Source organism: Acidovorax sp. Leaf78, assembly GCF_001422735.1.
Lineage (GTDB): Bacteria > Pseudomonadota > Gammaproteobacteria > Burkholderiales > Burkholderiaceae_C > Acidovorax.
Genome location: NZ_LMLZ01000003.1, coordinates 1 through 20,140, shown reverse-complemented (window position 1 = coordinate 20,140; position 20,140 = coordinate 1). Strand labels below are relative to the sequence as shown.

Here is a 20,140-nt window from a genome sequence, read left to right as displayed (position 1 = left end):
CGCGGTGGGGGTCCCCCTGGGGACGCCCCGAGATTGTCAGGACGGCCCGCCGGCCCAACAATGCCTGATCCGTCCACTGCCGACCCCATGACCACCACCTCCGCACCGCCCCTGAACCCGCCCTTCTCCCGGGTGGCGAGCATCCGCAGCCTGGCCGACGTCGAGCGCCTGGAGGCCCGGCCCCTGGCCCAGGCGCTGCCGGTGCAAAGCACCTACGAGATCTTCTGCAACGCAGCCCACGCGTTCGGCGACAAGACCGCGCTGACCTTCCTGCCCACTGCCAACCCGGACGACACACCGATGCGCTGGTCGTTCAACCAGCTGCTGGCCGGCATCCACCAGACGGCCAACCTGCTGCACACGCTGGGTGTGGGTCCCGAGGTCGCTGTGGCCGTGCTGCTGCCCGGCTGCCTGGAATACCACCTGGCCCTGTGGGGCGGCGAGGCGGCGGGCATCGTGCAGCCGCTCAACCCCATGCTCACCGACGAGAAGATCGCGGCCATGATGACCCTGGCACGCGCCAAGGTACTGATCGCCTGGGGCGACGAGCGCACCGACGGCGACGCAGGCCTGTGGGCCAAGGCCTTGCGCCTGCGCGGCCAGGTGCCGACGCTGACCACCGTGCTGCGCGTGGCGCCGCATGACGAGGCGCAGGGCGACGTAAAGGGCGCGACTCCCGCGCTGCCCGATGGCGTGATGGACTTCGCGGCACGCACCGCGCAACCCGCAGACCACCTGGTGAGCCGCCGGCGCATCGCGGCCACCGACATCGCCGCGTACTTTCACACCGGCGGCACCACGGGTGCGCCCAAGCTCGCGCGCCACAGCCACGGCGCGCAGGTGTTCACCGCCTGGGGCAGCGTGCAGATGCAGGGCATCACGCCGGGCGACGTGGGCATCAACGGCTACCCGCTGTTCCACGTGGCGGGTGTGCTGCCGGGCTCGCTGGCCGCGCTGTCTGCGGGGGTGGAGACCATCATCCCCACCACCGGCCTGTTCCGCAACCGCGAGGTCATCGCCAACTACTGGCGCCTGGCCGAGCGCTACCGCTGCACCTACCTCTCGGCCGTGCCCACGGTGCTGGCCGCGCTGGCCAACGTGCCGCTGGATGGCGCCGACATCCGCTCGCTGCGCTACTGCCGCACCGGCGCGGCCATCCTGGCGCCCGAACTGGCGGCGCGCTTCGAGCGGCTGTTCGGCCTGCATGTGCACGAGAGCCTGGGCATGACGGAGATGGCCGGCATCTCCACCATCACGCCGCCGGGCGTAGAGGCCCCCGCAGGCTGCGTGGGCTGGCGGCTGCCGTACACGCAGCTGCGCATCGTGGCGCTGGATGCGCACGGCAATGCGTCGGACCAGGACATGCCGCCCGGCGAGGCGGGCATGGTGCTCTTCAAGTCGCCCAACCTGTTCTCGGGCTTTCTGGACGCGGCCGACACGGCCCGCGCCTTCACGCACGACGGCTGGCTGGCCACGGGCGACCTGGGCTTTGTGGATGGCGAGGGGCGGCTGCACCTGAGCGGCCGCTCCAAGGACCTCATCATCCGCAGCGGCCACAACATCGACCCCAAGGTGATCGAAGATGCGCTGGGCGCCCACCCCGCCGTGCAGCTGTGCGCCGCCGTGGGCGCGCCCGATGCCTATGCGGGCGAGCTGCCCGTGGTCTACGCCACGCTGGTGCCGGGCGCCGAGGCCACCGCGGCCGAGCTGCTCGCCTTCACCGCCGGGCGCGTGGACGAAGCCGTGGCCCGCCCGCGCTGGGTGCAGGTGCTGGGCAGCATGCCGGTGACCAATGTGGGCAAGATCTTCAAGCCCGAGCTGCGCCTGCGAGCGGCCTGCCACACGGTGGCCGCGCTGGTGGATGCAGCCTGCGCGGAGCTGGGTGCCGACGGCGCGCGCGATGTGCTGCCCGACGGGGACAACGCCGTGCGCGTGGTGATCGCCACCGACGGCACGCCCGACGCGGCCGAGGCCCTGCAGGCGCGCCTGGACGCGATGCTGGCGCCGCTGCCGGTGCGCACCACGGTGCAGGTGGTGCAGGCCAAGGCCTGATCCGGCCGGCTGACCAGCCGGGTTGCGCCCACCCGTTGCTTCCTTTTTGATCTTGCTGTTTTCGCTGCGTTCTGCTTTGCTGCTTTTCCGTCCATAACCATTCCAGGAGACACCGCATGACCACACCGGCCCCGAAGACGACGATGACAACGAAGAACATCAACGCGATGAACCGCCGCGCCTGGCTCGGCGCCGCGGCGCTGGCGCTGTCCGCCGGCAGCGGCACGGCTGCGTTCGCGCAGGCCGCGCCGTACCCTAGCAAGCCCATCAAGGTGGTCGTACCCTTCGCCGCAGGCGGCGCCACCGACGTGCTGGCGCGCGTGCTGGCCGAGAAGATGGCCGTGGGCCTGGGCCAGCCCATGGTCATCGACAACAAGCCCGGCGCGGCCGGCATCATCGGCACCGACGCGGTGGCCAAGGCCCCGCCCGACGGCTACACGCTGCTGCTGGGCCTGAGCAATTCGATGCTCACCAACCAGTTCCTGTACACCAAGCTCCCCTACAGCCCCGAGCGGGACATCGCGCCCATCTACCAGATCGCGATCGCGCCGCTGGTGCTGGTGGCCCACCCCAGCGTGCCCGTGGCCACGGGCCCCGAGCTGCTCAAGTACGTGGTGGCGAACAAGGGCAAGGTCGCCTACGGCTCGTACGGCACGGGCGCCTACCCGCACCTGGCCGGCGCGTACATGAGCCAGTCGCAGAACGCCGACATGAGCCACGTGGCCTACCGCGGCGAGGCGCCCATGGTGCAGGACCTGCTGGGCGGGCAGATCCAGATCGCATTCGCCAGCGCGCTGCAGGTCAAGCCCCACCTGGAGGCCGGCAAGCTCAAGGCCATCGGCGTGAGCGGCGAGCGCCGCATGGGCACCCTGCCCAACGTGCCCACGCTGGCCGAGCAGGGCCTGAACGACGAGGCCTACCGCGTGGCGGGCTGGCTGGCCTTTGGCGCCCCTGCAGGCACGCCCCCGGCCATCCTGGAGCGGATCGCCGACGAAGTGCGCAAGGCCACGCAGCTGCCCGATGTGGCCCAGCGCATCGCGGCGATGGGGTTCGACGTGCAGAGCAGCTCGCCCGCGTTGTTTTCCGCCGCGATTGCGAAGGAGCGGCCAGTGTGGGAGCGGTTGATCAAGGCGTCTGGGGCGAAGCTGGATTGAGGCGTGGATGACTGGGGGCCTGTCGCCCTGACCACATCGCCGATAACGCCCCGAAACTCCCTCTCCCCTTGCGGGAGAGGGCGGGGGAGAGGGGTGATAAGGCACGGCGCCTCGCACAAGCCCCCTCTCCCCAACCCTCTCCCACGAGGGGAGAGGGAGCTAAAACCGGGCGCCGCTAATGCTTGGTAGATCTGGGGTCGACAAGGTCTTCGCGCACTCGCGTAAAACCAAGTCCAAACGGCCGCTACCGCTTACTCCATCTGCCCTAGCAGCTATGCATTTTGTAGCTTCGCAGCCCGCTCCGCCGCAAACGCCACATACCATTCCAGACACCCCGGGTTCGCCATCGCATCCTTGTTGACCACCTTCTCTATCGGCTGCCCCAGCAGCAGCTTCTTGATCGGCAACTCCTGCTTCTTGCCGCTCAGGGTGCGCGGCACCTCGGCCACCACAAAGATGTCGTCTGGCACAAAACGGGGAGATAGCGCCGTGCGCACCGCACCGTTGATGCGGCTGCGCAGGGCATCGTCCAGCACGCTGCCAGCGCGCAGCACCACGAACAGCGGCATGTAGCTCTCGCGGCCCAGGTACTCCAGGTCCACCACCAGGCTGTCGAGCACCTCGGGCAAGGACTCGACTGCGCTGTAGATCTCACTCGTGCCCATGCGCAGGCCGTGGCGGTTGATGGTGGCGTCGCTGCGGCCGTAGATGACGCAGCCGCCGTGGGCGCCGATCTTGAGCCAGTCGCCATGGCGCCACACCGCGCCCATGCTGGCGGGGCCGTCGCCACCACCTGGCTTGCGGCCGTGGCCTGCGGGGTACATGTCGAAGTAGCTCGACAGATACCTCGACCCGAACGGATCGCCCCCACGCTTCCCCACTGCGTGTGGGTCGCTGCCCCCCAGGGGGGCCTTCGTACCTTGGGGCGGCCCGGCGGTGCTCACGTCGCCCCACAGGTACAGCGGCATCGACGGGATCGGCTGCGCGCACACCAACTCGCCCACCTCGTCCATGACCGGCAGGCCCTCGGCGTTCCAGGACTCCACCGCCGCGCCCAGCATGCGGCACTGCATCTCGCCGGGCACCTGGGGCAGTTCGCGGTGGCCGCCGATGAAGGCGCCGCAAAAATCGGTACCGCCAGAGATGTTGTTCCACCAGATGCCGGATGTGCCCAGCGCCTCGAACTGCGCAGTCCCCCACTCCTGCACCTCGGGCGACAACGGCGAGCCCGTGGTGCCCAAAGCGCGGATGCGGGTCAGGTCGCCATAGTCCGCAAGCGTGATGCCTGCCTTCATGCAATTGGCAAAGAACGCGGCACCCGCGCCGAAAAAGGTCACGCCGGTATCGGCCGCAAAGCGCCACAGCACACCCCAGTCCGGGTGCTCCTTGCTGCCGCCCGGGTTGCCGTCGTAGATCACGCAGGTGGTGCCCGACAGCAGCCCCGAGAGCTGCGCATTCCACATCACCCAGCCGGTGGAGCTGTACCAGTGGTAGCGCTCGCCGAAGCTGTTGGGCTCGTAGCTGCAGCCGATGTCGTTGTGCAGCACCTTGAGTTGCAGCGCCACCAGCACCGTGCCGCCGTGGCCGTGCACGATGGGTTTGGGCAGGCCGGTGGTGCCGCTGGAGTAGACGATCCACAGCGGGTGGTCGAAGGGCAGCCACAGGGGCTCGAAGGCAGTGGTGTCAGCATCGTTGCGGGCGGTAGCGCTCGTCCAGCTTTCCCAGCCAGCCATGGACACCGATGTATCCAGGTTGCCCAGCATGATGCCGTGCTGCACGCTGGGCAGCGTGGCGCGCAGCTCTGCCAGCACAGCCGTGCGGTCGTGGTCGCGGCCGCCGTAGCTCACGCCGTCCACGCCGATCAGCACCTTGGGCTCGATCTGCCGGAACCGGTCGAGCACCGCATGCGTGCCCATGTCGGGCGCGCAGATGCTCCACACGCCGCCGATGCTCACCGTGGCCAGAAAGGCGACCATCGCCTCGGGCACGTTGGGCAGGTAGGCGGCCACGCGGTCGCCGGGTTCAATGCCCTGGGCCTTGAGATGCAGCGCCAGGGATGCGACCTGGCGGCGCAGCTCGGGCCAGCTCATTTCGCGGTGGTGGCCTTTTTCGTTGCGGCTGATGATGGCCGGCAGTCCGGCAGCGTGCGCGGCATCTACATGCCGCAGCGCCTGCCGCGCGTAGTTGACCTGCGCGCCCGGGAACCACTGCGCGCCCGGCATGGTGTTGTGTGCCAGCACGGCGGTGTGCGGCGTGGGCGACTGCAGATCAAAGTAGTCCCACACGCTTTGCCAAAAGGCGTCGAGCTCCGTGGTGGACCAGCGCCACAGCGCGTCGTAGCTGTCGAACGCGATGCCGCGCTCGTCGCGCAGCCAGTTCTGGTACAGGCGGATCTGGGGGATGTAGGGCGGTCGTGCGCCCTCGGCCGAGGTACCTGGGCCGACGGGGGGTGTTGTTGTCTCCATCGCCTGCAAGGTAGCAGCGCATCCGTGCAGGCGCCACCGCGGACAGTCACCTGTTGGACATCCACCACGGCCATGGGCTCCCAGAACGCTGCCCATCAAAAAAATGGGCCTCGCAATGCGACGCCCATTTTTTGATGATTTCTGGCCCTGCCGCTTGTCTGCGGAGCGCCAGCAGCTATGCTTTCAATAGCATCACTTCTTGCCGGCTGCCTTGTCACGCATGCGGTCGGCGCGGGCGCCTGGGTCGGGGTGCGACGACAGCATCTGGTCCATGCCGCCTTGTTTGCCGCTCAAAGAAGCGATCTTGCGGAAAGCGCCTTCCATCGCCTTGACGTTGTATTTGTGCTTTTGCATGAAGGCCAGGCCGTAGTCGTCCGACTCGGTTTCCTGGCTTTGCGAGAACTGGCTGTTGAGCATCTTCTCGCCCAGCTCGCCCAGGTCCGAGTCAGCCAGCTTGGCCCCTGCGCCGCCCGAAGCGGCCATGGCCTTGCGGCCGGCCGATGCCATGTAGGCGGTGCGCATGGCGCTCATGGTGTGCGCGTGCTTGACGTGGCCGATCTCATGACCGATGACACCCAGCAGCTCCTGGTCGTTCATCATGTCCATCAGGCCCGCGTACACCCGGATTGAGCCGTCGGCCGTGGCGTTGGCGTTCACCTCGTTGCTCAGGTACACCTTGAAGTTGAGCTTCATGCCGTCTTCATTGACATGCTTGGCTGTCAGGCGGGCCAGGCGCTTTGCATGCTTGTTGCCGGGGGGTGCGAGTTTTTCCGTGCGGTCGCCATAGGCGCGGTATTGCAGCGCCACGGACTTGAGTTCGTCGTCCGACACAGTGGCGGCTTTGAACACGTCCAGCACAGCCCCTACCTTGTTCTCTGACTTGCTGGCGCCGGAACCGCCGGAATTGGTCGAGCCCAGCGCCGAAGAAACGGACGACAGTCCGCTGGCGGAGCCACCGTCGGTGGTTGCACAGCCGGTCAGGCACAGCGCGCACGCCATGGCGATGTAAGTCAGTCGTTTCACAGAATGGTTTCCCTCTTTGGATGAATTTGCGATGGAGCAACGCGCCGCTCTGGCGGCGCAGGCGCACAGGCCTGGTGACGCATTTGCAACCGCTGCAGCGGCTTGTTTCAAATGGCGGGCGATTGTTTCATGCAGCTACCGGCGATTTTTTGGCTGAAGGCCGCGATTGCAACCGTTCGTATCGTCGCCGCGGGCATCGAGGCCTGCACCAGGAGGCAGACCAAAGCGCCAACGACATCACGGTGATCCTGTGCAAAGCAATCATGTGGCGCGTTTCAACCGCCGAGGCAGTTCAGCGACTGTGATCTGGAGCTCGGTTGCAAGAGCCGCCCGCCATTGGCAGACGACTTACATGCACTAACAATTCCAAGGACTCCCAGCAAGCACTGGCGAGAGCAATGGCTGGCTTTTGCAGCCACGCAGACTGTCATCCCATCTTTAGCACAAGTGTGCTAAATTCTGATCCATGGACGCCAAGACCCAAAAAGCAGAGCTCACCCGTGCCGCCATCGTCGGCGCTGCGCTGGATCTGGCTGCGGCCGAGGGGCTGGAATCGATCACGCTGCAGGCCGTGGCCGACCGCGTGGGCTTGTCCAAGAGCGGCGTGTTCTCGCGCGCCGGCTCGCGTGAGGCCTTGCAGAAGGCGGTGATCGAAGAGTTCGGCCGCCGCTTTCTGGCCGATGTGTTCGTGCCGTCCATGCAGCACCCCAAGGGCCTGCCGCGCCTGAACGAGATCGTGCGCCGCTGGATCGCCCGCACACGCGATGTCGAAGCCTTCACCGGCTGCATCTACACCGCCGGTGCCTTCGAGCTGGACGACTGCGACGGCGAGCTGCGCGATCAGCTGCATGGCGAGATCACGCGCTGGCGCGCTGCCCTGCGGCGCACGGTGCTGCAGTCCATCGAGGCCGGACACCTGCCGGCCGACACGCCCGCGGACCAGCTGGTGGGTGAGATCTACTCGATGATCATGGGTCTTTTGCACGATGTGCGCTTTCTGCGTGATCCGCAGGCCGTGCAACGCGTGGAGGCGTCGTGGGCGCGCCTCCTCAAGAGCTACCAGCCGACGGCTGCCTGAAAACTGCTGCGCCATGGAATCTCTTGCTTTGTTTTGCCCCAATTTCGCACAACCGTGCGAAGAAAGGAAATGCCATGTTGATCTTTCTGATACTGGCGGTTGCCATCGCCGCTGCGCGCGCCGTGCAGGCGCTGCGCGACACACTCGCCCGGCTGCCGCGCAGCAACCGCGACTGGATTTTTTACTGAGCGCGGCTCCCACACGCTTCTGGCGCCGTTGCCGCGCGCTGGTCATACCACCCCACTGCCTGCAACGCAGCGCATGGCCAGAACCGCTTTGCCCCGTTGTGTGGCCCGCCCTCAACGCCCGCGCCCGGCCCCAGGCCGCGCCGCGCCAACCACCTCATCCCCCCTGTGTTGTTGATTTTCCGGAGCACCGCCATGAGCCATTCCAACGCCCTGCAGGCCACCACCCACTTCTACGGCGGACATGCCGGCATGCGGCTGCTGCGCACCGCCCTGGGCGCTGCCGAGCGCCTGTGGCCCGCCCTGGCCGTGCGCGCGGCCTACCGCCTGTTCGGAACCCCCTTGCCCCTGCGCAGGCCCGGCACCAACGCCCTGCCCACCGGTGCGTGGCGCACCGAGCGCTGGCCGTTTGAAGATGCCGAGATCACGCTCTACACGCCCCAGGCGCAGCCCCACGGCCCCGCTGTGCTGCTGCTGCACGGCTGGGGCGGACATGCGCGCCAGATGCTGCCGCTGGCCGACGCACTGACCGCGCGGGGCCTGCGCCCGGTGCTGGTGGACTTGCCCGCGCACGGCGGCAGCCGGGGCCGCGTGAGCAACCTGGCGCAGTTCGCCCGGGCCATCGAATACGCCACGGCCCGCCTGCACGCGCAGGACTCGGCGCCCACCGCGGTGGTGGCGCATTCGCTGGCGGCCAACGCAGCCGCCCATGCGGCCAGCCGCGGCCTAGCCACGGGTCGGCTGGTGCTGCTGGCGCCGCCCGCATCGCCGCATGAATACACGCGCCTGTTCGCGCAGGTGTTCGGCCTGTCGGAGCGCACCCGCGCCGCGATGCAGCGGCGCATCGAGGCGCGCGAAGGCATTCTGATGGGCCAGTTCGAGCCCCCCGCCGTGGGCCCGCGCATCGCCCTGCCCACGCTGGTGGTGCACGACCGGGGCGACCGCATCAACCGCTTTGCCGACGGCGAGGCTTACCGCGACTGCATTGCGGGCGCCACGCTGATGCCCACCGAAGGGCTGGGGCACCGCAAGATCCTGCAACACGCCGAGGTGCTGCAGGCCGTGGTGGACTTCGTGGCCCCATCGGCTGCGGTCAACCCAGAACGCTGAGCGCTTGTGCGAGGTCCGCGCGCAGATCCGCGGCGTCTTCCAGCCCCACATGCAGGCGCACCAGGCGGCCCGCGTCGGGCAGCGTGGCGAGGGTGCGCAGGTGGTAGGGCACGGCGGGCAGCACCAGGCTTTCGTAACCGCCCCAACTCGTGCCCAGGCTGAAGAGTTCCAGCGCATCGATGAACGCGCCGAATGCGACCTCGCTGCACGGCGCCAGCTCGAAGGTGAAGGGCCCGGCAGCGCCTGAAAACTGCGCGCGCCAGAGCGCGTGGCCCGGGTCGGAGGGGAGCGCGGGGAACAGCACGCGCCGCACCTGCGGCTGCTGTTGCAGCCACTGGGACATCGCCAGGGCGGTCCGCTGGTGTCGTTCGAGCCGCACTGCCAGCGTGCGCAGGCCGCGCAGCGCAAGCCAGCACACATCGGGCGCCGCATGCGCGCCGCTGCGATCGCAAAAGCGCCGCGTGCTGGCCAGGTCTGCGTGCGACCCCGTGATGAGCCCCAGCATGAGGTCGGAGTGCCCGTTGATGTATTTGGTGGCCGAATGGATGGCGATGTGCACGCCCAGGGCGTGGGCATCCAGGAAAACCGGCGTGCCCCAGGTGGCGTCCACCGCCACCGGAATGTGCCGCTGGCGCGCCGCTGCGCACACGGCACGCGCGTCCAGCATCTCCATGGTCAGCGACGCGGGGGTCTCGATGTAGACCAGGCTCGTGTTGTCCCGCAGGTAGGGCGTGATGTCGGCCCCTTCCGGAAAGTACTCCACCGCGGTGCCCTGCGGCACCAGTTCCTGGTCGCAGAAGATGCGCGTGGGGCCGTACACACCCTGGTTCAGCAGCAGGTGGCGACCCGGCCCGGCGTGGGCGCTCAGCACGGCCACGATGGCCGCCAACCCGCTGGCAGTGGCCAGGCAGGTTTCAGCACCCGCCAACGCGGCCATGCAGCGCTGCAGCTCGAACGTGGTCGCGGTGCCCGAGCGGCCGTAGCGCGGCGAATCGAACACCGTCTGGTGGTGCGCATGTTTGTAGTCGGCCAGGGTGTCGAACACGACGGTCGAGGCCCGCACCAGCGGCGGGTTGATGGCTTGGGCGGCGCGGGCCGTCTCGCGGCCTGCATGGACAAGGAAGGTGGTGGTGTGCATAGGCTGCGTGAGTGTGTTGGCGAGGTGCGCGGAGGTACGGAGGTATTGCGAGAAGGCGGTTTCATAATAGAAGTGCATGTCAGCACCAGAACGCCAACAAACATCGCCAGAACGCCAAGACGCCGGGCTGTGGGCCACGCTGGCCAAAACGCATGCGGCGGGCACCCGGTTGCCCGTGCACCAGCACCGCAGCGGCCAGCTGGTGTTTGCTACGCGGGGTGTGATGCTGGTGGAAACCCCGCAGGCGCGCTGGACCGTGCCGCCGCAGCGGGCGCTGTGGGTGCCTGCGCACCATGCCCATGCGATTGAAGTCCTGTCTGCCACCGACCTGCGCACCGTGTACTGCCAGCCAGCGCTGGTGGCGCAGTGCGCATCGTTTGAGCGCCGGGACGAGGTGCACGCGGTGGTCGCGTCGCCGCTGATTCAGCAACTGGTGCTGGGGCTCTTCAACAGCGGCTTCGACCACCCCACGCGGCAGCTGATGGTGTCTTTGCTGCTGCACACGCTGCAGCACACCCCTTGCCTGCCCACCCACCTGCCGATGCCCGCCAGCGAAGGGCTGCGGCGCGCGCTTGCGCTGTTGCTGCAGTCCCACCGGTGGCAGCTTCCGCTGCACGATCTCGCGGCCGAAGCTGCCGTGTCGGACCGCACGTTCACCCGGCGGTTCACGGCAGAGACAGGTGTGAGCTTTCGCGTCTGGCGCCAGCGTGCACGCATCATTGCCTCGCTGGACCTGCTGGCCTCGGGCCGGCCGGTCAAGGCCATCGCGCACGCTATGCAGTTCGAGAGCCCCGCCGCGTACATCGCTTCGTTCCGCGCGCTGCTCGGCTGCACGCCGAACGCCTTCCGGGGGCTCCCGCAGGGCGAAGCTTTCGGGGTCCCGTCACAGCCGTAGCCACGGCGTGGGCGGGCTCTGCCGTGCGGTGCCGCCCCGGCCGGGCCCTCCTCTATGATTCACGGTCCGCAGCCCCGCGCGCTGCACGACAACCCACGGCCGTCCGCCACGCTTCTCCCATGCACTTTCTCACGTCCGCCTGGCCTGCACTGGCCTACCTGCTGCCCGCGCTGGTGCTGGTGTCTGCCATCTACTTTCTGGCCAAGGGAGACAGGCGTGCGTTGGCGCACCTGATGGCGCTGCTGGCGTGCTTCCTGATCGGTGCATTGCTGATGGAGTTCTTCATCTTCATGGCCGCGCGCATGGCCCGCTCGGGCAGCCGCGATGCCGTGCTGGGCATGGGCACCCGCCAGTTGCTGGAGACGATGGCCAACCCACGCTCCATCTCAGCGCAGCCCTTGTCGCTGGCCGCCGTGGCCGCCTACAGTGTGCTGGCCGCGTACCTGTGGCTGCTGGTCACCTGGGCGCTGCACCTGCGCGGCAAGCCCGCAGGCGGTGCCCGCAAGAAGAAGCCCGCCAAAGCCTCTGCCCGCAAGTCGGCACGCGCCTGAGCACAGCTTCTATCAGGCACTTTTTTAGTTTTTTGACGGCCTACCGCTGGATGGGCGGGCGTCAGCAGCTATTTATTTGATAGCAATTACTTTGACGGGCCATCTGGGTGGCTTCGTCATGCTGCCCACAGCCTCCACAGATCCCCATCGCCACCGCATGGCCCGTGCGTTGCCAATGTGCGGCCAGCCGCCAGCACCTCGTCAGGCTTGATGCAGGGCAAACCCGGCCGCCACGGGCGCATCCACAATGGCAGGCGGTCCCCTCCGATTGCAGGGGCTTGCGTACCGGGCGGTGCACCCGCTCCTCGGCCATGACATCCACCGCCACCTCCCTTTCTCACAGCGACGTCCTCATCGTCGGCGCGGGGCCTGCGGGCCTGTCGCTGGCCATCTCGCTCGCCCAGGCGGGGTTCACCGCCACCGTGGTCGAGCAGCAACCGCAAGCTGCGTTGGCGGACCCCGCGCCCGACGGCCGCGAGATCGCGCTGACCCACCCCAGCCGCGCCACGCTGCAGCGGCTGGGCACCTGGGCGCTGCTCGCGTCGCACGAGACCGGTGCCATCCGCACGGCGCAGGTGCACGACGGGCCGCTCGGCCAACACAGCGCGCTGCAGCTCGATGCCCGGCGCGCGGGCCATGATGCCCTGGGCTTCATCGTGCCCAACCACGCGCTGCGCCGCACGGCCCATGCAGTGGCTGCGCAAACGCCTGGAGTGCGCATCGTGACCGGCGCGCAGGTGACACGCGTCGCCACCCTGGCCACGCATGCCGAGCTGGAATACCGCCTGCCGTCCGACCCCGCGGCGCGCCCCGGCATCTACAGCGCGACACCGCCGACCGAGCGGCTGCAGGCACCGCTGCTGGTGGCGGCCGACAGCCGCTTCTCGGCCACGCGTCGACAGCTGGGCATCGGCGCGCGCATGACGGACTTCGGCCGCACCGTCATCGTCTGCCGCATGCACCATGCCCTGCCCCACGGTGGCGTGGCGCACGAGTGTTTTGGCTACGAGCGCACGCTGGCCATACTGCCTCTGCCGGATGCGGTGGATACGTTGGATGCAACCGACTCCGCCGGCAGCCGACATCTCTGCTCGGTCGTCGTTACCGCGGGCGCTGCAGATGCAGCCGCTCTGATGGCCTTGCCCGCCTGCGAATTTGCCGCCCAGGTGCAGGCGCAGTTCCGCGGCCGCCTGGGGCCCATGCAGCTCGACGGCGAACGCCACGCCTACCCGCTGGTGGCCGTGTACGCAGACCGCTTTGCCGCCCACCGCTGCGCCCTGCTGGGCGACGCCGCCGTGGGCATGCACCCGGTGACGGCCCACGGCTACAACCTGGGCCTGGCCGGCGTGGAGCGCCTGACCACCGCCCTGCAGACCGCGCGCCGCCGGGGCCGCGACATCGGCGACAGCCGCGTGCTGGCCGCCTACGCGCGCGCCCACCACCACCATGCATGGCCGATCTACGAAGGCACCAACGCCATCGTGCGGCTGTACACCGACGCACGCCCCCTGCCCCGCCTGCTGCGCCAACTGGTGCTGCAAGGCGCACGCCGCCTGCCTCCCCTGCAAGCCGCCATCGTGGGCCAGCTGACCGGCAAGCCGCCCGGATGGATACAGGCACTGGCAGCGGGCCGCAACCCTGCACCACTTCAAAAAACATAGCCGCCAGCGCCCGCCTGGATTAGCCTGCAGCCGCATTTGCACTGCAACCCAAATCCGACAAGTGCCACCAGCTATATTTTCAATAGCACGCTGCCGTTGCAACTGGCGCACCCCAAAGCCAGTGCCACCGTGGAACTGGCTCCGCCAGGCCACGGGTGGCGTCCCCCTGCGGGAGAAGGCGCCGAAGGCGACTCAGGGGGAGTCGTGCACCCCCAGCGTCACCATGCCGTACAGCGGCGCGCCCAGCCAGGGCCACCACAGCGTCTCCAGCGCCAGGCCCGCCCAGCCATAGCATTCCGCCACGCTGTGCTCGTGCAGCAGCTCCAGGCGCGGGTGCACGGCGGCCAGGTCGGACAGGCGCGCCACGCCCCAGCGGAACTCGGCCCCGGTGGGCCCCACGCTCGCATGGCGGGCCGCCGTGCCCACTGCGCGGTGGGTCAGCACATCCAGCACCAGGCGCGAGCCCGCGGGCGCGCACTGCGCGAACTCGGTCAGCACGGCCTCGACCTGCGCGGGCTCCAGGTACATCAGCACGCCTTCGCACAGCACCAGCACGGGCTGCGGCGGCGGCTCGCCGGCGGCGGCATCACGCGTCGGCAGGCCCAGGCGGCCCCACCAGCCGGGCTCGGTGATGTCCACCTCGGCCAGGCGGGCGCGCGGGCACTGCGCAGGCAGCAAGGGGCGGCGCAGCGCCATCACCTCGGGCAGGTCGGCGTCCAGCCAGTGGTTGGCACCGGTGTCCAGCCACTGAAAATGGTGCGACAAGCCGCAGCCCAGGTTCACGCCCTGGGCCCCGGGGTGCATCAGGAAGAATCCCTGCGCCGTGTCGCGAATGAACCGCGTGCGCCACAGCACGTTGAGCACCGTGGGCAGGTCGTTGAGGTAGGCCTCCACGTCGGCGCCCAGGCGCTCCAGCAGCTCGGCAGCCACCGCATCGCCGCACGCCAGCCACGGAAAATAATGGTCGCCCCGCGCCCGTGCCGCCAGCGGGATGAGCAAAGTGCTGGGCACGGCGGGCAGCGCTGCGTGCCCCGGTGTGGCGGCGGCGGCCGCGCTGCGGGATGCAGCAGCGCCAGGCACTGCGCGGCGGGGCGCCACGGTGCGGGGCGCGGATGCTTTGGTACGGCGTCGGGTGGGGGATGATGGCTGCAGCGGCAAGATCGTCTCCTCCTGGGGTCGCAGGGGCGCCACGGTGGGCGGGATGCATCGGCGAAAGCAAGCGGGTGGGCCCCGCAACGGCCCGGGCTGCGGTCCGCGCGCTGTGGCGGGCCACCGCGGACGCTGAGCCGCCTGGACGGCCGGGGCGCAAGGGCCAGTGCCTTGCCCATTGTGGCGCCAACCCCGGGGCCACGCGGCCATTCCGAGCCGCAGCGCAGGGGTATAAGAAAACTTGGAAAAGAGCGCGCGTTGGTTCACACCCTTTTGATCAAGACGTCCCACACCAGCGAGATTCCCGCGGCCAGCAGGTCACCGGTGAAGGAGTCGTCGTCGTTATCGCGCCTGCCGCTGAACGCGCTTTTTTGCCGCTCCCGCTCGGCCCGGCTGCGGTCGCGCTCCAGCGCCACCAGGGCGTCACCGATGTCCACCGCGGCGGCGTGCGTGCCGGGTGCGGCGTGGGCCGGGCGGGCGCTGGCCCGGGCGTAGCCTTCCATGGCCCGCACCACGGCATCAGGGTCGATGAGCGAGAACGCTGCGCGGCAGTAAGGACACGCGTGGTCCTTGCGGATGTCCACCGGCGCGCCGCAGCTGGTGCAGTAGATGGCGCCTACGCGCTTGGCCAGGTCGTCGATCTCGGGGCGCGTCAGGTGGCGCACGAAGCCTTTCTCGACCATGAACGACGAGAACGTGCTGAACCTGCCGTGCTGGCGCGCGCAGCGGTAGGTCATGTAGCGGCCGCTGCGCACCACGTCGAAGCCCTTGTCCAGCGAGCAGCTGCAGCGGGGGCAGGACATGCGCGACTCCAGCGGGCGGTGTTCATCGGTGCGGTGTTCGTGCAGCAGCCGGAACAGGTCCACCACGGCCTGGGGCGATAGCTTGAGGTTCTCGTACCGGTCGAGCCAGATGCCCTGGCAGCCGTAGCAGATATCCAGCTCCAGTTCGTGCCCGGTGTTGCTGGTGAACAGGTGGGCCTGCATGGGCTGGCGGCACGATGGGCAGGACGGTGCGGATGGCATCATGGTTGTCGTTGTGGGTGATGACGGCGGGCCCCCTCGCCCGCCGATGGCCGCATCCTAACGCTGTGCCGCTGTGCCGCTGTGCTGCACCCGCAGTGCGCCCTGTCGCCCCCCGGCCCCAGGCCCGGGTCTTCCCTGCATTCCATGGACCGCGGGTGGATTCATCCACTAGCATTCGCGCCTCGAACTACAAAGTACAAGGAACATCCATGGGATTCATGAACTGGCAAGAAAAAAGCGCTGCCGTGCTGCAGCAAGGCGGGGTGATAGCGCCCGACGAGCGGCTGCCCTGGCCCCAGACCGCGGTGATGGGTTTGCAGCACGTGATCGCCATGTTCGGCGCGACGGTGCTGGCGCCCATCCTCATGGGATTTGACCCCAACGTGGCCATCCTGATGAGCGGCGTGGGCACGCTGATCTTCTTTATCGTGACGGGCGGACGGGTGCCCAGCTACCTGGGCTCGAGCTTCGCGTTCATCGGCGTGGTGATCGCGGCCACAGGCTACGCGGGCAAGGGGCCCAACGCCAACATCGCCGTGGCGCTGGGCGGCATCATCGCCTGCGGCCTGCTCTACACGCTGATCGGCGCGCTGGTGCAGGCCATTGGCACAGGCTGGATCGAGCGCTTCATGCCGCCGGTGGTCACGGGCTCGGTGGTGGCGGTGATCGGCCTGAACCTGGCCGGCATCCCGATCAAGAACATGGCGGCCAGCAACTTCGACAGCTGGATGCAGGTGGTGACCTTCGTGAGCGTGGGCCTGGTGGCGGTGCTCACGCGCGGCATGGTGCAGCGCCTGCTGATCCTGGTGGGGCTGATCGTGGCGAGCATCATCTATGCGGTGCTGACCAACGGCCTGGGCCTGGGCAAGCCCATCGACCTGTCCATCCTGGCGAACGCGGCGTGGGTGGGCATGCCCAACTTCGCCGCGCCCGTGTTCGACGGCAACGCGATGCTGCTGATCGCCCCGGTGGCCATCATCCTGGTGGCCGAGAACCTGGGCCACATCAAGGCCGTCACGGCCATGACCGGGCGCGACCTGGACCGCTACATGGGCCGCGCGTTCATCGGCGACGGCGTGGCCACCATGGTCAGCGGCGGCGTGGGCGGCACGGGCGTGACGACCTATGCCGAGAACATCGGCGTGATGGCCGCGACCAAGATCTACTCGACCGCCGTGTTCCTGCTGGCGGGCGTGTTCGCGCTGGTGCTGGGTTTCAGCCCCAAGTTCGGCGCGCTGATCCAGACCATTCCGCTGCCGGTGATGGGCGGTGTCTCCATCGTGGTGTTCGGCCTGATCGCAGTGGCCGGCGCCAAGATCTGGGTGGACAACAAGGTGGACTTCTCGCAGAACAAGAACCTGATCGTGGCGGCCATTACCCTCATCCTGGGCACGGGCGACTTCACGCTCAAGTTCGGCCAGTTCGCGCTGGGCGGCATCGGTACCGCCACATTCGGCGCCATCCTGCTGTACGCGCTGCTCAATCGCGGCAGCAGTCGTTAACGGCAGCCGGTTGCAGGGCCTGCCTCAGGGCAGGCTTTTCAACCAGTCCAGCACCTGGGCCGCAGCGACATCCGGGGTGTCGATGTGGCCCGCAGTCACCACCAGGTGCTTGCTGGCGGGATGTTCAGGGGCCTTTCGGTAAGCGAAGTCTTCGCCGGCGGCATACAGCGGGTCGTTGGTGCCGATGACCCACAGAAACGGCACCGGCTTTTTGAACGCCGCGGCCGTGCGCGGCATGTGTCCCAACCCTGCGGGATCGAAGTAGCTCCAGAGCACATCGGCCGGCATGCGAATGCTCTGGCGCTTGCCCTGGTTGAAGTCTTCCATCGCCAGTTTTTCACTGCCCTGGCCCCCCTTCACCAGTTCACCCGCCTTGTCCACTGCTTCTTTGCCGATGCCTTTGGAATACGTGAAAGCAGGCACATGCCCAGGCGCCAGCGCCACCACGGCATCGGCATCGCCCTCTTGCGCCATGTAGGCCATGGCGGCATTGGCGCCAAAACTTTGCCCCATGACCACCACGCGTTGGTAGCCCTTGGCGCGCAAGGCCTGCACCTGTGCGCTGACTTCCTTGAGCGCCTGGGGGTAAGGGATGTCGTAGTTGCGTCGCTGGGACCACGGCATTTCGATGGCGTTGACGGCGCAGTAGGGCTCCAACCGGCGCCCGAAGTGCCCGATGAACTGCGGGCTGCCCCATTTGCCGTGCATCAGGATCACAGCGCAGGGTTTGGATGCCACGTCCTGCGCACGGGCTTGCTGTGCGGTCCCTGCCAAGGCGGCGGACGCTGCGGCGATACACAGCCATGCACGTCGCCGAAATTCTGCCGCTGGTTGTCCGGTCATGTGTTCATGCCCCTTGATGGATGACCACCGCAGGCCGCTGTATGCGCCCTATGCGATGCTCGCCGTCGAATTCTAGGCAGAAACCAACGCGAGACCAGGCCAGCGTCGCCGCGTCAAAAATTGGGGGGCCTTGTCATCACCCTCCCATCGTCTGCCTGGCCATGGCCTGTCGATGTGGCCGGCGCGCGGGCACAGGCAGCACAACGCGAGGACTCGGCATCGCCCCTGTTGGCGTATCAGGGGCATGCTCTGTGCACGGCAGGGACCTTCGACAGCCAATTGCCAGCATCGCTAGATAAAATAAGGGTTTTCCCTAGGTCCATGGACCTCTCCCGTGTCTGCCCCCACCAGCCCCCATCCGGGGCTGGTTCTTTTTTGTCTGCGAGCTTTTTCACCATGCAACGTCGCCAGTTCACCCAATCCCTTGTCGCCGCCAGCACCGGCCTGCTGTTTGCCAACCCCTCGCGCGCCGTGGGCGTGCAGGACCCGATGGACGCCAAGAGCGTGGCCATCGGCTGCTCCATCGGCCTCACCGGCCCGCTGGCCAGCCTGGGCAAGGAGCTCAAGCAGGGGCTGGACGCAGGCATCGCCCAGGCGAACGCCCGCGGCATCCACGGCCGTGAACTGAAGCTGGTGGTTTTGGACGACGGCTATGACGCAGCGCGCTCCGAAGCCAACGCGCGCAAGCTGATCGCCGACGGCGGCGTGGTGGCGCTGCTGTCGTGCATGGGCACGGCCAACAACCAGCGCATCCTGCCGCTGGTGGACGAAGCGCAGATCCCCTACGTGGCCCCGCAAAGCGGCGCGACGTCGCTGCGCAAGGCGGACTACCGCTCGGTGTTCCACGTGCGTGCCAGCTACTCCGACGAGGCCCAGCGCCTGACGCAAAAGCTGGTGGCCATGGGCATCACCGACCTGGCCATCGTGTACCAGGACACGGCGTTCGGCCGCGAATTCCTGGCCGACGTGAACAACGCCATGAAGGCCGCCAAGCAGCCTGCACCCAAGGCCTTCAAGCTCGACGCACAGGGCGCCCAGGTGGCCGACGTGGTCAAGCAGGCCGTGGCCGCCAAGCCCACCACGGTGCTGCTGGGCACCGCGGGCGATGTGTCGGCATCGCTGATCAGCGAGTTCAAGAAGGTGTCGCCCAGCACCCCGCTGGCCGCGACCAGCGTGGCGCTGTCGGGCGACAACCTGCGCCAGCTGGGCGGCAAGGCTTCCGGCCTGGCCCTGTCGATGGTGCTGCCCGACGCGAGCCGCACCAGCGTGGCCCTGGTGCGCGACTACCAGCGCGCCATGAAGGCCGCAGGTTTTCAGGAATTTTCGGCCCGCAGCTTCGAAGGCTATGTGAACGCCCGCGTGCTGACCGAAGGCCTGGAGCGCACCGGCCGTGAGCTGACCCGCGGCAAGCTGCGCAACGCACTGGCGGGCATCCGCAGCAACGACATGGGTGGCCTGATGATCGACTACGCAGGCAGCGCGCCGTATGTGGGCTCGCGCTTTCTGGAGCTGGGCGTGATGGGCGCCAACGGGAAATTCGTGGGATAAATCACCGAGACCAGCAGGCGCCACGCGCCTGCACGGTCAGCGCCGACTACGCGGGCGACCGGGCTGGCCACGGATGCGCCGGCCGCAGTGGCAGGCAGATGCGGGATGGGCACAATGGACGGTTTCTTCCCACTGCGGACCGAAGCCACCATGCCCATCTGGAAAAAGCCTGTCGATCTGGCCCGTCTCAACGCCGACCACCACAACACCGCTGCCTCGCACCTGGGCATCGAGATCATCGAATTGGGTGACGACTTCCTGCGCGGCCGCGTGCCCGTGGACCAGCGCACCAAGCAGCCGTTTGGACTGCTGCATGGCGGCGTGAGCGTGGTCCTGGCCGAATCGCTGGGATCGGTGGGCGCCTACTACGCCAGCCCCGAAGGCCACAACGCCGTGGGCCTGGACATCAACGCCAACCACCTGCGCTCTGCGACCAGCGGCTGGGTGACGGCGACCGCGCGGCCCATCCACATCGGGCGCACCACCCAGGTGTGGCACATCGACATGGTCAACGACGCGGGCGAGCTGACCTGCGTGTCGCGGCTGACCATGGCGATCCTCGCTCCTAGATAGGGACCATCCCCCTGAGCCGCTTTGCGGCTTCCCCCTTCTCTCGAATCGCTGCGCGATTCGGGAAGGGGGACGACACCGGTGGCCTGGCGAAGGTTCTATGGTTCGAGTCAAGCGCTTGGGGTGATGCGATGAGCATCAAACGGCTTGCCCGATCGCCACACGGCAAAGGCAATGCGCAGCAGCTTGCG

17 protein-coding genes are annotated in these 20,140 nt (G+C 68.1%); 11 read left to right on the top strand and 6 right to left on the bottom strand.

Going from position 1 to position 20,140, the window contains the following annotated elements:
• The first annotated feature begins 87 nt into the window (after positions 1-87).
• Both ASF16_RS03955 and ASF16_RS03950 read left to right on the top strand, forming a co-directional pair.
• A complete protein-coding gene (locus ASF16_RS03955; protein ID WP_056163400.1) occupies positions 88-2,052 on the top strand; it encodes an acyl-CoA synthetase in 1,965 nt (654 codons plus the stop codon).
• 116 nt (positions 2,053-2,168) lie between these two features.
• On the top strand, positions 2,169-3,206 hold the full coding sequence (locus tag ASF16_RS03950; protein ID WP_235507250.1) for a tripartite tricarboxylate transporter substrate binding protein: 1,038 nt from the start codon (positions 2,169-2,171) through the stop codon (positions 3,204-3,206).
• 272 nt (positions 3,207-3,478) lie between these two features.
• Here ASF16_RS03950 and ASF16_RS03945 read toward each other — a convergent pair whose 3' ends face one another.
• Both ASF16_RS03945 and ASF16_RS03940 read right to left on the bottom strand, forming a co-directional pair.
• Positions 3,479-5,671: an acetoacetate--CoA ligase gene (locus ASF16_RS03945; RefSeq protein WP_056163063.1), complete on the bottom strand. Its 2,193-nt coding sequence runs from the start codon at positions 5,669-5,671 to the stop codon at positions 3,479-3,481.
• Positions 5,672-5,863: 192 nt separating this feature from the next.
• Positions 5,864-6,694 (bottom strand): M48 family metallopeptidase, encoded by an 831-nt coding sequence (locus ASF16_RS03940; protein ID WP_235507249.1) that lies wholly within the window; start codon positions 6,692-6,694, stop codon positions 5,864-5,866.
• Between the two features lie 74 nt (positions 6,695-6,768).
• Here ASF16_RS03940 and ASF16_RS25895 point away from each other — a divergent pair, with 74 nt between their 5' ends.
• The 3 genes from ASF16_RS25895 to ASF16_RS03930 all read left to right on the top strand — a co-directional run bounded on the left by ASF16_RS25895 (position 6,769) and on the right by ASF16_RS03930 (position 9,067).
• Positions 6,769-6,999 (top strand): hypothetical protein, encoded by a 231-nt coding sequence (locus tag ASF16_RS25895; protein WP_156371933.1) that lies wholly within the window; start codon positions 6,769-6,771, stop codon positions 6,997-6,999.
• A 161-nt stretch (positions 7,000-7,160) separates the two neighbouring features.
• On the top strand, positions 7,161-7,772 hold the full coding sequence (locus ASF16_RS03935) for a TetR/AcrR family transcriptional regulator (protein WP_056163059.1): 612 nt from the start codon (positions 7,161-7,163) through the stop codon (positions 7,770-7,772).
• Positions 7,773-8,152: 380 nt separating this feature from the next.
• Positions 8,153-9,067 (top strand): alpha/beta fold hydrolase, encoded by a 915-nt coding sequence (locus tag ASF16_RS03930; protein WP_056163056.1) that lies wholly within the window; start codon positions 8,153-8,155, stop codon positions 9,065-9,067.
• On the opposite strand, the gene ASF16_RS03925 is transcribed toward ASF16_RS03930, so the two are convergent.
• Positions 9,051-10,205, bottom strand: coding sequence for a PLP-dependent aspartate aminotransferase family protein (locus ASF16_RS03925; RefSeq protein WP_156371932.1), 1,155 nt, complete (start codon positions 10,203-10,205; stop codon positions 9,051-9,053). The genes ASF16_RS03930 and ASF16_RS03925 overlap by 17 nt on opposite strands.
• 76 nt (positions 10,206-10,281) lie before the next feature.
• On the opposite strand from ASF16_RS03925, the gene ASF16_RS03920 reads away from it, so the two are divergent.
• The 3 genes from ASF16_RS03920 to ubiM all read left to right on the top strand — a co-directional run bounded on the left by ASF16_RS03920 (position 10,282) and on the right by ubiM (position 13,312).
• Positions 10,282-11,100 (top strand): helix-turn-helix transcriptional regulator, encoded by an 819-nt coding sequence (locus tag ASF16_RS03920; protein ID WP_056163052.1) that lies wholly within the window; start codon positions 10,282-10,284, stop codon positions 11,098-11,100.
• A 119-nt stretch (positions 11,101-11,219) separates the two neighbouring features.
• Positions 11,220-11,651, top strand: a complete 432-nt coding sequence (locus ASF16_RS03915) for a hypothetical protein (RefSeq protein WP_056163049.1) — start codon at positions 11,220-11,222, stop codon at positions 11,649-11,651.
• Positions 11,652-11,962: 311 nt separating this feature from the next.
• A complete protein-coding gene (gene ubiM / locus ASF16_RS03910) occupies positions 11,963-13,312 on the top strand; it encodes a 5-demethoxyubiquinol-8 5-hydroxylase UbiM (protein WP_056163046.1) in 1,350 nt (449 codons plus the stop codon).
• Positions 13,313-13,504: 192 nt separating this feature from the next.
• Here the strand turns inward: ubiM and ASF16_RS03905 are convergent, their stop codons facing one another.
• Complete coding sequence (locus ASF16_RS03905) at positions 13,505-14,470, bottom strand: class I SAM-dependent methyltransferase (RefSeq protein WP_235507248.1); 966 nt, start codon at positions 14,468-14,470, stop codon at positions 13,505-13,507.
• Between the two features lie 254 nt (positions 14,471-14,724).
• Positions 14,725-15,486, bottom strand: a complete 762-nt coding sequence (locus tag ASF16_RS03900; RefSeq protein ID WP_056163394.1) for a zf-TFIIB domain-containing protein — start codon at positions 15,484-15,486, stop codon at positions 14,725-14,727.
• A 209-nt stretch (positions 15,487-15,695) separates the two neighbouring features.
• Between ASF16_RS03900 and ASF16_RS03895 the strand changes: the two genes are divergently transcribed.
• Complete coding sequence (locus ASF16_RS03895) at positions 15,696-16,988, top strand: solute carrier family 23 protein (protein WP_056163040.1); 1,293 nt, start codon at positions 15,696-15,698, stop codon at positions 16,986-16,988.
• A gap of 24 nt (positions 16,989-17,012) precedes the next feature.
• Here ASF16_RS03895 and ASF16_RS03890 read toward each other — a convergent pair whose 3' ends face one another.
• Entirely contained in the window at positions 17,013-17,831 is an 819-nt protein-coding gene (locus ASF16_RS03890; RefSeq protein WP_235507247.1) for an alpha/beta fold hydrolase, read from the bottom strand.
• Positions 17,832-18,227: 396 nt separating this feature from the next.
• Between ASF16_RS03890 and ASF16_RS03885 the strand changes: the two genes are divergently transcribed.
• Positions 18,228-19,379: an ABC transporter substrate-binding protein gene (locus ASF16_RS03885; RefSeq protein WP_056163387.1), complete on the top strand. Its 1,152-nt coding sequence runs from the start codon at positions 18,228-18,230 to the stop codon at positions 19,377-19,379.
• 150 nt (positions 19,380-19,529) lie between these two features.
• The gene (locus ASF16_RS03880; protein WP_056163384.1) at positions 19,530-19,952 is read left to right on the top strand and encodes a hotdog fold thioesterase; all 423 of its coding nucleotides are present in this window, start codon (positions 19,530-19,532) and stop codon (positions 19,950-19,952) included.
• Positions 19,953-20,140: the final 188 nt, after the last annotated feature.

What these genes read in the sequence shown, in the direction of transcription:
- ASF16_RS03955 (WP_056163400.1), top strand. Translation starts at nt 88, where the DNA reads ATGACCACCACCTCCGCACCGCCCCTGAACCCGCCCTTCTCCCGGGTG.
- ASF16_RS03950 (WP_235507250.1), top strand. Translation starts at nt 2,169, where the DNA reads ATGACCACACCGGCCCCGAAGACGACGATGACAACGAAGAACATCAAC.
- ASF16_RS03945 (WP_056163063.1), bottom strand. Translation starts at nt 5,671, where the DNA reads ATGGAGACAACAACACCCCCCGTCGGCCCAGGTACCTCGGCCGAGGGC.
- ASF16_RS03935 (WP_056163059.1), top strand. Translation starts at nt 7,161, where the DNA reads ATGGACGCCAAGACCCAAAAAGCAGAGCTCACCCGTGCCGCCATCGTC.
- ASF16_RS03930 (WP_056163056.1), top strand. Translation starts at nt 8,153, where the DNA reads ATGAGCCATTCCAACGCCCTGCAGGCCACCACCCACTTCTACGGCGGA.
- ASF16_RS03925 (WP_156371932.1), bottom strand. Translation starts at nt 10,205, where the DNA reads ATGCACACCACCACCTTCCTTGTCCATGCAGGCCGCGAGACGGCCCGC.
- ASF16_RS03920 (WP_056163052.1), top strand. Translation starts at nt 10,282, where the DNA reads ATGTCAGCACCAGAACGCCAACAAACATCGCCAGAACGCCAAGACGCC.
- ASF16_RS03915 (WP_056163049.1), top strand. Translation starts at nt 11,220, where the DNA reads ATGCACTTTCTCACGTCCGCCTGGCCTGCACTGGCCTACCTGCTGCCC.
- ubiM (WP_056163046.1), top strand. Translation starts at nt 11,963, where the DNA reads ATGACATCCACCGCCACCTCCCTTTCTCACAGCGACGTCCTCATCGTC.
- ASF16_RS03900 (WP_056163394.1), bottom strand. Translation starts at nt 15,486, where the DNA reads ATGCCATCCGCACCGTCCTGCCCATCGTGCCGCCAGCCCATGCAGGCC.
- ASF16_RS03895 (WP_056163040.1), top strand. Translation starts at nt 15,696, where the DNA reads ATGGGATTCATGAACTGGCAAGAAAAAAGCGCTGCCGTGCTGCAGCAA.
- ASF16_RS03890 (WP_235507247.1), bottom strand. Translation starts at nt 17,831, where the DNA reads ATGACCGGACAACCAGCGGCAGAATTTCGGCGACGTGCATGGCTGTGT.
- ASF16_RS03885 (WP_056163387.1), top strand. Translation starts at nt 18,228, where the DNA reads ATGCAACGTCGCCAGTTCACCCAATCCCTTGTCGCCGCCAGCACCGGC.
- ASF16_RS03880 (WP_056163384.1), top strand. Translation starts at nt 19,530, where the DNA reads ATGCCCATCTGGAAAAAGCCTGTCGATCTGGCCCGTCTCAACGCCGAC.